This window comes from Roseomonas aerilata DSM 19363, assembly GCF_000711725.1.
Lineage (GTDB): Bacteria > Pseudomonadota > Alphaproteobacteria > Acetobacterales > Acetobacteraceae > Roseomonas > Roseomonas aerilata.
In genome coordinates, this window is sequence record NZ_JONP01000002.1 from 207,211 (window position 1) to 220,552 (window position 13,342).

At 70.3% G+C, this 13,342-nt stretch carries 15 protein-coding genes; 10 read left to right on the forward strand and 5 right to left on the reverse strand.

From position 1 onward, the window contains the following. Positions 1-86: 86 nt before the first annotated feature. The gene (locus BO39_RS03795) at positions 87-449 is read right to left on the reverse strand and encodes a hypothetical protein (RefSeq protein WP_043830163.1); all 363 of its coding nucleotides are present in this window, start codon (positions 447-449) and stop codon (positions 87-89) included. Between the two features lie 140 nt (positions 450-589). Between BO39_RS03795 and BO39_RS03800 the strand changes: the two genes are divergently transcribed. Genes BO39_RS03800 through BO39_RS03810 form a run of 3 tightly spaced genes read left to right on the forward strand, consistent with a single transcriptional unit; the run spans position 590 to position 3,446 of the window. Further along, complete coding sequence (locus tag BO39_RS03800; protein ID WP_043830166.1) at positions 590-1,561, forward strand: CobW family GTP-binding protein; 972 nt, start codon at positions 590-592, stop codon at positions 1,559-1,561. Further along, positions 1,562-2,602: a WD40 repeat domain-containing protein gene (locus BO39_RS03805; protein WP_043830168.1), complete on the forward strand. Its 1,041-nt coding sequence runs from the start codon at positions 1,562-1,564 to the stop codon at positions 2,600-2,602. A gap of 22 nt (positions 2,603-2,624) precedes the next feature. After that, positions 2,625-3,446 (forward strand): aldo/keto reductase, encoded by an 822-nt coding sequence (locus BO39_RS03810; protein WP_043830171.1) that lies wholly within the window; start codon positions 2,625-2,627, stop codon positions 3,444-3,446. A 43-nt stretch (positions 3,447-3,489) separates the two neighbouring features. Here BO39_RS03810 and BO39_RS03815 read toward each other — a convergent pair whose 3' ends face one another. Continuing rightward, positions 3,490-3,864 (reverse strand): hypothetical protein, encoded by a 375-nt coding sequence (locus tag BO39_RS03815; RefSeq protein WP_043830173.1) that lies wholly within the window; start codon positions 3,862-3,864, stop codon positions 3,490-3,492. Between the two features lie 163 nt (positions 3,865-4,027). On the opposite strand from BO39_RS03815, the gene BO39_RS03820 reads away from it, so the two are divergent. Beyond that, complete coding sequence (locus BO39_RS03820) at positions 4,028-4,444, forward strand: DUF3775 domain-containing protein (protein ID WP_043830175.1); 417 nt, start codon at positions 4,028-4,030, stop codon at positions 4,442-4,444. On the opposite strand, the gene BO39_RS03825 is transcribed toward BO39_RS03820, so the two are convergent. Then, positions 4,441-5,154: a DUF1194 domain-containing protein gene (locus BO39_RS03825; RefSeq protein ID WP_043830177.1), complete on the reverse strand. Its 714-nt coding sequence runs from the start codon at positions 5,152-5,154 to the stop codon at positions 4,441-4,443. The two genes, BO39_RS03820 and BO39_RS03825, sit on opposite strands and share 4 nt — an antisense overlap. 72 nt (positions 5,155-5,226) lie before the next feature. Then, on the reverse strand, positions 5,227-5,904 hold the full coding sequence (locus tag BO39_RS03830; protein ID WP_043830179.1) for a phosphoribosyltransferase: 678 nt from the start codon (positions 5,902-5,904) through the stop codon (positions 5,227-5,229). A gap of 125 nt (positions 5,905-6,029) precedes the next feature. On the opposite strand from BO39_RS03830, the gene BO39_RS03835 reads away from it, so the two are divergent. The 5 genes from BO39_RS03835 to BO39_RS03855 are packed head-to-tail and all read left to right on the forward strand — an operon-like array spanning position 6,030 to position 11,256. Beyond that, positions 6,030-7,628 (forward strand): ABC transporter substrate-binding protein, encoded by a 1,599-nt coding sequence (locus BO39_RS03835; RefSeq protein ID WP_043830180.1) that lies wholly within the window; start codon positions 6,030-6,032, stop codon positions 7,626-7,628. A 4-nt stretch (positions 7,629-7,632) separates the two neighbouring features. Then, positions 7,633-8,649, forward strand: a complete 1,017-nt coding sequence (locus BO39_RS03840) for an ABC transporter permease (protein ID WP_211257375.1) — start codon at positions 7,633-7,635, stop codon at positions 8,647-8,649. Then, positions 8,646-9,662 carry an ABC transporter permease gene (locus BO39_RS03845; RefSeq protein ID WP_084697824.1) on the forward strand — a complete coding sequence of 339 codons (1,017 nt, stop codon included), beginning with the start codon at positions 8,646-8,648 and terminating at the stop codon, positions 9,660-9,662. The genes BO39_RS03840 and BO39_RS03845 overlap by 4 nt, the downstream gene beginning before the upstream one ends. Beyond that, positions 9,659-10,522 (forward strand): ABC transporter ATP-binding protein, encoded by an 864-nt coding sequence (locus BO39_RS03850; protein WP_043830182.1) that lies wholly within the window; start codon positions 9,659-9,661, stop codon positions 10,520-10,522. Before BO39_RS03845 ends, BO39_RS03850 begins: the two co-directional genes overlap by 4 nt. Then, positions 10,519-11,256, forward strand: coding sequence for an ABC transporter ATP-binding protein (locus tag BO39_RS03855; RefSeq protein WP_043830184.1), 738 nt, complete (start codon positions 10,519-10,521; stop codon positions 11,254-11,256). The genes BO39_RS03850 and BO39_RS03855 overlap by 4 nt, the downstream gene beginning before the upstream one ends. Here the strand turns inward: BO39_RS03855 and BO39_RS03860 are convergent. Continuing rightward, positions 11,253-11,807: a sugar O-acetyltransferase gene (locus tag BO39_RS03860; RefSeq protein ID WP_043830186.1), complete on the reverse strand. Its 555-nt coding sequence runs from the start codon at positions 11,805-11,807 to the stop codon at positions 11,253-11,255. The two genes, BO39_RS03855 and BO39_RS03860, sit on opposite strands and share 4 nt — an antisense overlap. Before the next feature lie 264 nt (positions 11,808-12,071). On the opposite strand from BO39_RS03860, the gene urtA reads away from it, so the two are divergent. Next, complete coding sequence (urtA, locus tag BO39_RS03865) at positions 12,072-13,307, forward strand: urea ABC transporter substrate-binding protein (protein WP_043830188.1); 1,236 nt, start codon at positions 12,072-12,074, stop codon at positions 13,305-13,307. The last annotated feature ends 35 nt before the right edge of the window (positions 13,308-13,342 follow it).

The window sequence follows — 13,342 nt, forward strand, 5'->3', positions numbered from 1 at the left end:
AGGCCCTCTCCCGGCATCCGGGGCAGGGCCATCTCCGGCCGGGGCGGATGCGATGCCCGGGGAATTACTCCGCCCCGGCCCTCCGCTCAGTCCTTCTTCGTCTCGGCATTCCGCTTCCGCGTCGCCGCCGCCTTCCTTGCGGAGGCCGAGCGCTGCTCCGGCGTGCGGGAGGAGGCGGCCTTCTTGGCCGAGGCAGAGCGCATCGCCGCCGGCCGCGCCGCCGAGGCAGCCCCGCCACGCTCCCCGCCAGTGCGGGAGGGCTGCGTGTTCATCGGCTTGCCGCGGCCGGAGCCGCTCTTCTTGCCGCCGCCCGTCTCCTTGTTAACGGTGGCCCAGGCCCGCGCTTCGGCCTCCTCCACCGGGATGCCGCGCTTCTCGTAGCCCTCCTCGATATGTGCGGCCATGCGCTTCTGCTTGTCTGTATAGGCGGACTTGTCACCACGGGGCATCGTTGCGCTCCTCTCGGGCGATGATGCCGGAACAACGCAGGAACCCCGCGGGCGGTTGGGCACCCCCCATGGCCCCGACCCCCCGCGCTACTATATAACGCGGCCAGGTCACGACCTCTCCCTTCCCGAGGCTCCCCATCATGTCCGAAACCCTGCCCGTCCCCGTCACCGTCCTCACCGGCTATCTCGGCGCCGGCAAGACCACCCTCCTCAACCGCATCCTCACCGAGAACCACGGCCGCAAGTTCGCGGTAGTGATCAACGAGTTCGGCGAGATGGGCGTGGACCAGGACCTCGTCATCGACGCCGACGAGGAGGTCTTCGAGATGAACAACGGGTGCATCTGCTGCACCGTGCGCGGCGACCTCATCCGCATCCTCGGCGGGCTGATGCGCCGCAAGGACAAGTTCGACGGTATCATCGTGGAGACCACGGGTCTCGCGAACCCCGCCCCCGTCGCCCAGACCTTCTTCGTGGACGAGGACGTGAAGCGCGCGACGCGGCTGGACGCCATCGTCACGGTGGTGGATGCCAAGCACCTGCTGAGCCGCCTGGGCGACAGCCCGGAGGCCGAGGAGCAGGTGGCCTTCGCCGACGTCATCGTGCTGAACAAGATGGACCTGGTGACGACCGAGGAAGCGGACGAGGTCGAGCGCCGTATCCGCGCCATCAACCCGACCGTCGAAATCCGCCGCGCTACCAAGTCCGACGTGCCGCTCGACGCCGTCATCGGCCGCGACGCCTTCCGCCTGGACCGCATCCTCGCGCGCGAGCCGGAATTCCTCTCGGGCGACGACGAGCACAGCCACGACAGCGCCGTGCAGTCCGTCTCCTTCGAGGTGGATCAGCCCATCGACGCCGAGAAGTTCAATGCCTGGATCGGCGAGCTGCTGCAGACCAAGGGCCAGGACCTGCTGCGCACGAAGGGCATCCTGCACTACGCCGGCGACGACCGCCGCTTCGCCTTCCAGGCCGTGCACATGATTGCGGATGGCGACTACATCGGCCCCTGGAAGGAGGGCGATCCGCGCAAGTCCCGCATCGTCTTCATCGGCCGCGACCTGAACCGCCCGCGGCTGCGGCGCGGCTTCGAATCCACGGTGGCCGCCTGAATGTCCGGCGTCGCGGAAGCGGACTTCCTGCTCGATCAGCGCGGCACCGGGCGCGAGCTCGGCGCCTGGGTGGTGGGCGCGGTCTTCGGGCGGGAGGGCCGCACGGCCGGCTTCGCGCTCTCGGATGGCACGGTGCACCTTGCCGCCACCGCCGACCACGCGGGCGAGTGGAGGCGGCTGGAGGCGCATGAGGGCGCCGCCCTCTCGCTCGCGCCCGATTATGCGGAGGGCCTGCTCTCGGGTGGCGACGACGGCAAGCTGCTGCGCATCGCGCCCGACGGCACGACGGAGACGGTGGCCGATTTCGGCACCATGAAGTGGGTGGACCACGTCACCACCCACGCGTCCGGCCTGCGCGCGGCAGCGGTGGGCAAGAACGTCCACCTGTTGGACGGCAAGGGCGCGAAGCTGAAGGTCTTCGGCCCGCATCCCTCCACCGTCGGCGGCATCGCCATCGACGCGAAGGGCAAGCGCGTCTTCGCCTCGCACTACAACGGCGTCTCTTCCTGGTTCGTCGCGGCCAAGGAGGACAAGCCGCGCGTGCTGGAATGGAAGGGCAGCCACCACGCCGTCGCCGTCGCGCCCGACGGGCAGGCGGTGGTGACGGCGATGCAGGAGAACGCGCTGCACGGCTGGCGCCTAACCGACAGCCAGCACATGCGCATGTCCGGCTATCCCGCGAAGACGCAGTCCATCGCCTTCACCGCCAAGGGGCGCTGGCTGGCCTCCTCCGGCGCGGATTCCGTCGTGCTCTGGCCCTTTTTCGGCGGCGGCCCGATGGGCAAGGCGCCGACGGAGATTGCGGGCGGCGATCAGGTCATCTGCACGCGCGTCGCCTGCCATCCGCAGCACGAGGTGGTGGTCGCGGGCTTCGCCGATGGCTTGGTGCTGATGGCCGAGATCGGCTCGGGCAAGGTGGTGCCGATCGCGGCACCCGGGCGCGGCTCCGTCTCCGCCCTGTCATGGAACGCGGCAGGAACGCATCTCGCCTTCGGCACGGAAACGGGCTTCGCGGCGCTTCTGGACTTGGCGAAGCGCTGACGCGTCCCCACCCTTCCCGGCCATGAGCGATCGCATCACCACACCCCATCTTTCTATCCCGCGCCTCGGCTTCGGCACCTGGCGGCTTTCCGGCGCCGAGTGCCAGGCTGCCGTCGAATCTGCGCTCGGCCTCGGCTACCGCGCCGTGGACACGGCGGAGATGTACGGGAACGAGGAGCCGGTCGGCGCCGGCCTCAAGGCCTCTGGCCTGTCGCGCGGCGAGATCTTCCTCACCAGCAAGGTCTGGTGGGAGAATCTCGGCCGCATCCGCCAGCACTGCGAGGCCTCGCTCTCGCGCCTCGGCACCGACTACCTCGACCTCTACCTTATCCACTGGCCCTCGCCCGACATCGACGTGGCGCAGGCGATGCACGACCTCGCGCGGCTGCGCGAGGAGGGGCTCGCGCGCGCGGTGGGCGTCGCGAACTTCCCCGCGGGCCTGCTCAAGCGCGCCATCGAGACCGGCGTGCCGATCGCGGCGAACCAGGTCGAGTACCACGCCCTTCTCTCGCAGGACCGTTTGCTGGAGGTCACCCGCGCGCAGGGCATCGTGCTGACCGCTTATGCCCCACTCGCCCAGGGGCGCCTGGCCTCGGACCCGCGGATCGGCGCCATCGCCGGGCGGCACGGCGTGACGGCCGCCCAGGTGGCCCTCGCCTGGCTGCTACGGCAGGACGGGGTGAACGCCATCCCGAAGGCGTCGCGGCCCGAGACGCAGAAGGCCAATCTCGAGGCCCTCGCTCTGGCCGCGAAGCTGACGGACACGGATGTGGCGGAGATTGACGCGCTGCCGAAGGATCAGCGTTTCGTGAACCCGCCCTTCGCGCCCGACTGGGCGGCCTGACGGGGAGTACCTGACGGGGTCTGCCCTGCCCCCGCCCGTCCACTCAGGTGTAGCGAACAGGATTATCCCAGCCAGCCGGCGTGATGCAGAAATGCACGGCCGGGCGAAGCACCGCCTCGCTCTCGTTGGACGGAACCTCGGTCTCCTCGACAGGCCGGGGCGCCGGCCGCGCGGCGTGGCGCCGGGCCTGTGCGGGAGCCGCGGCCCGCTGCTGCGGCCGGGCGACAGGGCGCTGCGCCACGCGCTTATGAGCGCCGACCTGGGCGCTCACATGGCGCCGGATGACCGCTGTCGCAGCCGTGATGGGAGCAGCGGCATCGCAGACCGTTGCGTTGACGAAGGCAGGCGTATCGGCGGCCTGCGCGACCGGGGACAAGACCAGGAAGCCGAAGAGTGCGAACGCGCCGATCTTCATCATTGCAGTGCCCCTCGGCCAAACAATTTCAGTGACTTACGAAAAGGTCTTGAATCAACCTCGCGGAATGAACGCCGAGTCGGGAGCTTGGGTTTCGCGCAGCCGAAGGCCGGTTCAGGCGTTGGGCCGGCGACAGCAACTCACACAGGCATTCGGGACCCCTTCGATGAGCGACAAACCCGGTGGAATCCCTGGCCCGCCCGAGAACGAGGATGGCGAGGTCGATCTCGGCATCAGCCTCCCGGCCGTGGCCAATATCATTGATGCCGCCCGCGCCTCGGAGGAGGCCGAGGACGACGAGGACGCCGATACCGACCCCGTCGGCAAGGCTGACCCGGAGGCAGAGGACCTGGAGACACAACTTGGCGAGCTGAACGATGAGGAGCAGTGCTCCCTCATTGCGCTCGCCTGGGTGGGCCGTGGCGACTACGAGCCGGACGAGTGGGAGGAGGCGCTGAACCTCGCGCGGGAGCGGCACGAGGCCGATCCGGCGGGCTACCTCACCAGCTTCGACCTGCTAGGCGACCTCCTGGCCGAGGGCCTGGCCGCCTTCGGCATCGTGGTGGAGGAGATCGAGCGCTAGCCGATCGCGGGCCCGGGCAGCCCCGCGATCTCGCGCACGAGCTTGCGACGCACGGCGTTGCCGAAGGCCTCGAAATCCTCGGCGGCGATGAGGAAGGCGCCATCCCCGCCGATGACGGAGTCCCGGTAGTACTGGTCGAGCGGGATCGGAGAGGGGCGCCCGAAGGTCGGCCGGTCGTTTATGATCGGCAGCCCGTTGACCGTGATCCCCTCGGCCACCAGCCGGTCCCGCACGCCCTCCACGGGCATGCCGCTGTTGTTCACGCCGTCGCCGGAGACATCCACCACACTTCGGGTGCCCTCGAAGGGCGATTCCGTCAGCGTGCGCAGCGCGAAGTCCAGCCCGCCCGAAATCGAGGTCCAGGAGAGGGCGACGCGCGGCGCGCGCGCGAGGGTATCGGCCCAGGCCGTGGCCTCTGCGGGGGCCGAGATGCGCGTCCACGGGATCACCAGCCGCTGGTAGTCCGCCCCCGCCCATTCGACATAGGCGAGCGCGATGGCGCCCGTCATGCCCGCACGGATTGCCTCCATCACGCGGGGATCGGTCACGGCGCTGCGATATCCCTCCCGCTGCAGCCGCGCCTCGTCCTCGTCGATGGAGCGGGAGACATCCACCGCCAGGACGAGCAGCAGGTCCACCGCCTCCTCGGCCCGCGCCTCCCACGGAAGAAGCGCGGCACCGCCCGCCGCCAGAACCGACCGACGCCGCATGGCGCATGCCCCTCCCGCAACCGCTGATCGGCAATCACACCAGGGCCTACACGCCCGGCGCAATGCTTTTCGTTAGGCAGCGCCGTCCGGCAGCAGCACCGCGGGCCGCGTCGCAGGGTCGGGCGCCCAGCCACCCGGCGCCGGCCGCAGCAGCGGCGCCGCAAAGCACGCGCAGACCGGGACCGCCGCGGGCCAGGCAGGCACCCAGCGGTCGCCCTGCGCCATCGCGACGCACAGCCCCACAGGCACGATGCCCGCCCGCTCCAGCAACGCCATCCCCGCGAGCGCCGAGCTGCCGGTGCTGATCACGTCGTCCACCAGCAGCACGCGCCGCCCCGCCAGCCGGCCCAGGATGCGCGGATCAAGCCACATCCGCCGCTCCCCCGGCGTGGTGGAGGAGGAGACGGGAACCGAGAGCGCCTCCTCGTACCAGCGCTTGCGTGAATAGCCGGCCGCCACCCAGTTCGGGTGCCCCAGCGCCTCCGCAACCAGTGGCGCCAGGGCGTGGCCGAGGGTGGGCAGGCCGCAAACGACCTCCGCCCCCAGCGGCCGCGCCGCTTCGGCCATCCAGCACGCCAAGCGCCGGAGGACAGCGAAGGAGGCCTGGTTGACGATCAGCCCCGTGACCGCCACCCCGCCATAGTCCCGCAGCGGCAGGCGCAGCGCGCTGCCGTCCGGCATGGGCAGGGCCGCGCTGTCCCGATGGGGCGGCGCGTCGGGCGCCGGTTCGAATCCTTGCCAAAACTCCATGAACGGCGCTTGGCACGCGGGATGCCCCTGGTCCAGCCTGGGTTCCAGCCCAGCTTCCAGCCGGGGTGGGGCCTTGCGGGCTGGCCGCGCCTCGGGCATCCGCCCGCGATCACCGGAGACAGAGCATGATCCCCCGCCGCCACCTCCTCGCCGCCTCCGGCGCCGCCTTCCTCTCCTGGAACGCGGCGATCCGGGCGGCGCACGCCCAGACGCCCCCCGGCGTCATCGTCATGGCGAAGCAGATCGACGACATCATCACGCTCGATCCCGCCGAGAGCTTCGAGTACACGGCGCAGGAGATCGCGGGGAACGTCTACCAGAAGCTCGTCACCACCCCGAACGACGATCCCTCCCGCCTCGCCGGCGACCTCGCCGAGAGCTGGACCGCGAGCGACGACGCGCGGACCTTCACCTTCCGCCTCAAGCCCGGCCAGAAGTTCGCCAGCGGCAAGGAGGCGACCGCGGAGGACGTCGTCTACTCCCTCCAGCGCGTGGTGGCGCTGAACAAGGCCCCGGCCTTCATCATCAACCAGTTCGGCTTCACCAAGGACAACATGGCGGCGACGATCCGTGCCACGGATCCGCGCACGGTGGTGCTGACCACCGCCGAGCCGACCGCCACCTCGTTCCTCCTCTACTGCCTCTCCGCCGCCGTCGGCAGCATCGTGGAGAAGGCCACCGTCACCGCCCGCGCGCAGGGGGACGACTGGGGCAACGCCTGGATGAAGGGCAATTCCGCGGGCTCCGGCGCCTACAGCGTCGTCTCCTGGCGCGCGAGCGAGGCGGTGACGCTGCAGGCCAACCCCAACGCCGCCCATAGCCCCGCCACGCGCCGCATCATCATGCGCCACGTCGCCGATCCTTCCGCGCAGCTTCTCGGCCTTCAGCGGGGCGACTACGACATCGCGCGCAACCTCGCCTCCGACCAGATCAAGACGCTGAGCACGGACAACCGCTACACCGTGGTCACGCAGAGGAAGGCGAGCCTTCTCTACGTCGCGATGAACCAGAAGAACCCCATCCTGGCGAAGCCGGGGGTGCGGCAGGCGATCAAGATGGCCATCGACTACGAGGGCATCCAGCGCAACATCGTCCCGAACAACTACGCCGTGCACCAGGCCTTCCTGCCCGAGGGCCTGCCCGGCGCGCTGACCGAGAAGCCCTTCAAGCTGGATGTCGCCGGCGCCAAGCGCCTGCTGGCCGAGGCGGGGCACCCCGACGGCTTCGAGTGCGCCTTCGACTTCTTCTCCGGCGCGCCGGTGGGCGACATCGCCCAGGCCCTGCAGGCGAACCTCGCGGCCATCGGCATCCGCCCGCGCATGCTGCCGGGAGAGATGCGCTCGGTCATCACCAAGACCCGCGCGCGCCAGCACGACCTCGCGCTGCTGCGCTGGGGCTCGGACTATTTTGACCCGCACAGCAACGCCGAGGCCTTCAGCATGAACCCCGACAACGGGGACGATGCGCGGAACAAGACCCTCGCCTGGCGCTCGGCCTGGGCCATCCCGGAGCTGACCGCCCGCACCCAGGCCGCCGTGCGCGAGACCGACACGGCGAAGCGCGTCGCGATGTACGAGGCCATCCAGCGCGACCACCAGAAGGAGAGCCCTTTCGCAGTGATGCTGCAGGAGCTGGAGGTGGCGGTGACGCGCAACAGCGTGCGCGGGCTGCAGATCGGCGTGCTGAGCGACCGCACCAGCTACGCCCCGATCGCCAAGGCCTGATCGGTTGCTGCGGGCGCGCCTCGGGGCGCTGGCGGCCACCGCCGCCAGCATCCCCATCACCCTTCTCGGCCTCGCCGTGGTCACCTTCTTCATCGGCCGCGTCGTGCCGATCGACCCCGTGCTGGCCGTCGTGGGGGACCGCGCGCCCGCGGACGTGGTGGCGCGCACGCGGCTGGAGCTCGGCCTCGACCAGCCCCTCTACGCGCAGTTCTGGCGCTACCTGACCGACATCGTCACCGGCAATCTCGGCCGCTCGGTGATGACCTCCAATCCCGTCTGGGAGGACATCGCCCGCTACTTCCCCGCCACCTTCGAGCTGGCGACGCTGGCGATCATCGTGGCCAGCATCATCGGCATCGGCCTAGGCGTCCTCGCCGCCACCCGGCAGGGCTCCTGGGTGGACCAGGCGGTGCGCGTCTTCTGCCTCGCCGGCCATTCCCTGCCGGTCTTCGTCCTCGCCCTCGTCTCGTTGCTCGTCTTCTACGCCTGGCTCGGCTGGCTGCCCGGCCCGGGGCGGCAGGGGATCGTCTACCAGGACATGGTGGAGACCCGCACAGGGCTGATGACGGTGGACGCGGCGCTGGCCGGCGACTGGCCGGCCTTCTGGGACGCCGTCGCGCACCTCATCCAGCCCGCGGGCGTGCTCTGCCTCTTCTCGCTTGCCTATATCGCCCGCATGACGCGCGCCTTCATGCTGGCGGAGCTGCGCGCCGAATACGTGACCACCGCCCGCGCCAAGGGTCTCTCTTGGTCCCGCATCGTCTGGCGCCACGCCTTCCGCAACACCGCCGTGCCGCTGGTGACCGTGATCTTCCTCACCTATGCCGGGTTGCTCGAAGGCGCGGTGCTGACCGAGACGATCTTCGCCTGGCCGGGCCTCGGCCAGTATCTCACGGTCTCGCTGCTCAACGCCGACATGAACGCGGTGCTCGGCGCCACCCTCGTCGTCGGGCTCATCTACGTCGTGCTGAACCTGCTGGCCGACCTGCTCTATCGCCTCATGGATCCCCGTACGCGATGAGCGACCCCGCTTCCCCCATCGCCGATGCCGCGACCGCCACCGCGGCGCTGGAGCCGATCGCGCCCGATGCCGTGCCGGAAGCCGCCGGCGCGCCTCCCCCGCCGCAGGAGGGCGCCGCTTCCGGCCGCCGCGCCTGGCTGCTGACGGAGGCGCCGGCCTCCCGCGCCCAGGCCGCCTGGGGTCGCCGCTACCAGGCTTGGCTCGCCTTCCGCCGCAACCCCCTAGCCATGGCGGGCCTCGGGGTTATCCTGGTGATGCTCCTGCTGATCCTGCTGGCGCCGGTGCTGGCGACGCACGATCCCGGCATTCAGGAACTCGGCAATCGCCTCGCCGCCCCCTCCGCCGCCCACCTGCTGGGTACGGACGAGCTGGGCCGCGACGTCTGGTCCCGCCTTCTCTATGGCGGGCGCATCACACTCGGTATGGTGCTGGCGGTGGTGCTGCTGGTTGCCCCCATCGGTCTGCTCGTCGGCTGCGTCGCCGGCTATGCGGGCGGGCTCTGGGACCGCCTGCTGATGCGGGTGACGGACGTCTTCCTCGCCTTCCCGCGCCTCATCCTCGCGCTGGCCTTCGTCGCCGCCATGGGGCCGGGGGTGGAGAGCGCGGTGATCGCCATCGCGCTGACCGCCTGGCCGCCCTATGCCCGCCTCGCGCGGGCGGAGACACTGACGATCCGCCGCACGGACTACGTCGCCGCCGCGCGCATGACCGGCGCATCCCCCGCGCGCGTCGTGCTGCGCCATGTGCTGCCGATGTGCCTGCCCTCCCTCGTCGTGCGCGTGACGCTGGACATGTCCTCCATCATCCTCACCGCGGCCGGCCTCGGCTTCCTCGGCCTCGGCGCGCAGCCGCCGCTGCCGGAATGGGGCACGATGATCGCGACCGCGCGCCGCTTCATCCTCGAGCAGTGGTGGGTGGCGGTCATGCCGGGCATCGCGATCTTCTCGGCTTCCCTTGCCTTCAACCTGCTGGGCGACGGCCTCCGCGACGTGCTGGACCCGAAGCAGCGATGAGCGCCCCCCTTCTGGCCGGCGAACCCCTGGTGGCCGTCCGCAACCTCCACGTCGATTTCCCCTCGGCCACGGGCGTCACCCAGGCCGTGCGCGGCGTCTCCTTCGCCATCGGGCGGGAAAAGCTCGGCATCGTCGGCGAGAGCGGCTCGGGCAAGTCCGTCACCGGCCGCGCGCTGATGGGCCTGCTGCCGGGCTCGGCGCGCGTGCGGGCCGACGTGCTCCGCTTCGGCACCACCGACATCCTGCATGCCAGCGAGCGCGAGATGCGCGGCCTGCGCGGCGGCCGCATCGGGCTGATCCTGCAGGACCCGAAATACAGCCTCAATCCCGTGATGACGGCGGGCGCCCAGATTGCGGAGGCCCTGCGGGCCCATACCCGCCTCGGCCGGCGGGAGGCGCGCGACGCCGCCCTCGCCCTGCTCGAATCCGTGCAGATCCGCGATCCCCGCCGCGTGCACGATGCCTACCCGCACGAGCTCTCCGGCGGCATGGGCCAGCGCGTGATGATCGCAATGATGCTGGCCCCCAACCCCGAGCTGCTGATCGCGGACGAACCCACCTCCGCCCTCGATGCCAGCGTGCAGGCCGAGATCCTTCGCCTGATCGAGGAGCTGGTGGACAGCCGCGGCATGGCCCTGATGCTCATCAGCCACGACCTGCCCCTCGTCTCCCGCTTCTGCGACCGCGTGGCCGTCATGTATGCGGGTCAGGTGATGGAGGAACTGCCCGCCGCCGACCTTCACCGCGCCACCCACGCCTACACGCGCGGCCTGCTCGAATGCCTGCCCTCGCTCACCCAGAAGCGGGAGCGCCTCGCGACGCTCAAGCGCGACCCCGCCTGGCTGGCGCCCCGCACATGATCGACATTGGGAACCTCGACGTTCGCTTCGGAGCCAACCACGTCCTGCGCGGCGTCTCCTTCCGCGTCGCCCCCGGCGAGACCTTCGGCCTGGTGGGCGAGAGCGGAAGCGGCAAGTCCACCGTGCTGCGCGCCGTCGCCGGGCTGGTCACGGAATGGACCGGCCGCATCGCCGTGGACGGCAAGCCGCTCGGCCAGAAGCGTGACCGCGCCTTCTACCGTCTCGTGCAGATGGTCTTCCAGGACCCCTACGGCTCGCTCCACCCGCGCCAGACGGTGGACCGCATCCTGTCGGAGCCGCTGGCCGTGCACGGCTTCACCGACGCCGACGCCCGCATCCCCCGCGCGCTGGAGGAGGTGGCCCTGCCCCGCGCCGCGCGCTTCCGCTACCCGCACCAGCTCTCGGGCGGGCAGCGCCAGCGCGTGGCCATCGCCCGCGCGCTGATCGCCGACCCCCGCGTGCTGCTGCTGGACGAACCGACCAGCGCCCTCGACGTCTCCGTGCAGGCGGAGGTGCTGAACCTCCTGGCCGATCTCCGCGCAGCGCGGGGCCTCACCTGCATCCTCGTCTCGCACAACCTCGCGGTCGTCGCGCATCTCTGCGGCCGGCTCGCGGTCATGCAGGGCGGCCGCATCGTGGAGGAGCTGGACGAGGCCTCGCTGCGCGCCGGCCGCGCCGCCCACCCGCACACGAGGGACCTCATCCGCCTCTCGCGGGACCTCGAGGAAGCCTAGGAAAGCCGCCGCACCACCCGCGCCGGGTTGCCCACCGCCAGCACGCCCGCCGGCAGGTCGCGGTTCACTACCGCGCCCGCCCCCACCACCGTGTCGTCCCCAATTGTGACCCCCGGCAGCATGATGCATCCGCCGCCGAGCCAGACATTGCGCCCGATGGTCACGGGATGCGCGCTCTCAATCCCCGCCGCGCGCGGCCCTGGCTCCAAGGGGTGGGTCGCGGTGTAGATCTGTACCGAGGGCGCCACCTGGCAGCTGTCGCCGAGCGTGATCGGCGCGCAATCGAGGAAGACGCAGTCGAAGTTGACGTAGCAGTTCGCCCCGATGCGGATGTTGCTCCCGTAGTCGCAGCGAAAGCCCGGCATCACCTGGGTGGCCGGCCCGATGGACCCCAGCAACTCCTCCAGCACCGCGCGGCGCGCCGGCTCGTCCTCGGGCGGCAGGGCATCCATCCGCTGCACGAGGGCGCGGGCACGCTGGCGCTCCGCCAGCAGAAGAGGGTCCATGCCGTTATAGGGCAGCCCACTCAGCATCTTCTCGCGTTCGGTCATGCGGCACTCTCCCGCGGTTCGCCCGTCCGCGCCAAGGCCATCCATGCCGGCCACCACTCGACCACCCAGCAAACAGGCAACCGCCAGGGAATCCGAGCTTCCTGCCGAATGATGGCGCAGGGCTGCTCACGCAAGCGCCACATCGGCCGCCAGGCCGGGGCTGGATGCTGCCTGGGAATTGGCATGCTTCTCGCAACCCCGTGACCGTCCGGCCAGTCGCGGGGAGATCCGCGGGCGCACCGGCCCATCTGGGACGACAAGAAGATGACGCTCTCCCTCACCCGCCGCGCCGCGCTGGCCGGCCTGGGTGGCGCGCTGGCGATGCCGGCGATCCGCCCCTCCTTCGCCCAAGGGGCGCCCATCAAGGTCGGCGTCCTCCACTCCCTCTCCGGCACCATGGCGATCAGCGAGACGGCGCTGCGCGACACGGTGCTGATGATGATCGAGTGGGCGAACGCCCAGGGCGGCGTGCTCGGCCGCAAGCTGGAGCCGGTGGTGGTGGACCCCGCCTCCAACTGGCCCCTGTTTGCCGAGAAAGCGCGGGAGCTTCTCGCGGTCTCGAAGGTGGACGTCACCTTCGGCTGCTGGACCTCCGTCTCCCGCAAGTCCGTCCTGCCGGTCTTCGAGGAGCTGAACGGCCTCCTCTTCTACCCCGTTCAGTACGAGGGTGAGGAGCAGAGCAAGAACGTCTTCTACACCGGCGCAGCGCCGAACCAGCAGGCGATCCCGGCCGTGGAATACCTGATGGGCAAGGATGGCGGCGAGGCCAAGCGCATCGTCCTGCTCGGCACGGACTACGTCTATCCGCGCACCACCAACCGCATCCTGCGCGCCTTCCTGATCAGCAAGGGCATCCCCGAAAGCGACATCATGGAGGAGTACACGCCCTTCGGTCATTCCGACTGGCAGGGCATCGTCTCCCGCGTGAAGACCTTCGCCAACCAGGGCAAGCGCACCGCCATCGTCTCCACCATCAACGGCGACGCCAACGTCCCCTTCTACCGCGAGCTCGGCAACCAGGGCATCAAGGCCGAGGACATCCCCTGCGTGGCGTTCTCCGTCGGCGAGGAGGAGCTGGCGGGCATCGACACCAAGCCGCTCGTCGGCCACCTCGCGGCCTGGAACTACTTCATGTCCGTGCCCGGCAAGCCGAATGACGACTTCAAGGCGATGTGGCGCGCCTACATCAAGAACGACAAGCGCGTGACGAACGACCCGATGGAGGCCACCTACACCGGCTTCCGCATGTGGATGCAGGCCGTGCAGAAGGCTGGCACCACCGCGGTCAATCCCGTGCGCCAGGCGATGTACGGCCAGAAGGTGATGGCCCCCTGCGGCTACGAGGAGGAGATGCGCCCCAACCATCACCTCACCAAGCCCGTGATGATCGGCGAGATCCAGGAGAACGGCCAGTTCAACATCGTCTACAAGACGCCGAACGCCATCCCCGCCGAGAACTGGTCCCCCTTCATCCCCGAGAACGCCAGCCGCCGCGGCTGACGTGAAGGAGCGGGCGGCGGGGCCCCTTACCTCGC

What these genes read in the sequence shown, in the direction of transcription:
- BO39_RS03825 (WP_043830177.1), bottom strand. Translation starts at nt 5,154, where the DNA reads ATGCGGCGTCGGTCGGTTCTGGCGGCGGGCGGTGCCGCGCTTCTTCCG.
- BO39_RS03850 (WP_043830182.1), top strand. Translation starts at nt 9,659, where the DNA reads ATGAGCGCCCCCCTTCTGGCCGGCGAACCCCTGGTGGCCGTCCGCAAC.
- BO39_RS03800 (WP_043830166.1), top strand. Translation starts at nt 590, where the DNA reads ATGTCCGAAACCCTGCCCGTCCCCGTCACCGTCCTCACCGGCTATCTC.
- BO39_RS03795 (WP_043830163.1), bottom strand. Translation starts at nt 449, where the DNA reads ATGCCCCGTGGTGACAAGTCCGCCTATACAGACAAGCAGAAGCGCATG.
- BO39_RS03810 (WP_043830171.1), top strand. Translation starts at nt 2,625, where the DNA reads ATGAGCGATCGCATCACCACACCCCATCTTTCTATCCCGCGCCTCGGC.
- BO39_RS03805 (WP_043830168.1), top strand. Translation starts at nt 1,562, where the DNA reads ATGTCCGGCGTCGCGGAAGCGGACTTCCTGCTCGATCAGCGCGGCACC.
- BO39_RS03860 (WP_043830186.1), bottom strand. Translation starts at nt 11,807, where the DNA reads ATGACCGAACGCGAGAAGATGCTGAGTGGGCTGCCCTATAACGGCATG.
- urtA (WP_043830188.1), top strand. Translation starts at nt 12,072, where the DNA reads ATGACGCTCTCCCTCACCCGCCGCGCCGCGCTGGCCGGCCTGGGTGGC.
- BO39_RS03835 (WP_043830180.1), top strand. Translation starts at nt 6,030, where the DNA reads ATGATCCCCCGCCGCCACCTCCTCGCCGCCTCCGGCGCCGCCTTCCTC.
- BO39_RS03855 (WP_043830184.1), top strand. Translation starts at nt 10,519, where the DNA reads ATGATCGACATTGGGAACCTCGACGTTCGCTTCGGAGCCAACCACGTC.
- BO39_RS03820 (WP_043830175.1), top strand. Translation starts at nt 4,028, where the DNA reads ATGAGCGACAAACCCGGTGGAATCCCTGGCCCGCCCGAGAACGAGGAT.
- BO39_RS03845 (WP_084697824.1), top strand. Translation starts at nt 8,646, where the DNA reads ATGAGCGACCCCGCTTCCCCCATCGCCGATGCCGCGACCGCCACCGCG.
- BO39_RS03815 (WP_043830173.1), bottom strand. Translation starts at nt 3,864, where the DNA reads ATGATGAAGATCGGCGCGTTCGCACTCTTCGGCTTCCTGGTCTTGTCC.
- BO39_RS03830 (WP_043830179.1), bottom strand. Translation starts at nt 5,904, where the DNA reads ATGGAGTTTTGGCAAGGATTCGAACCGGCGCCCGACGCGCCGCCCCAT.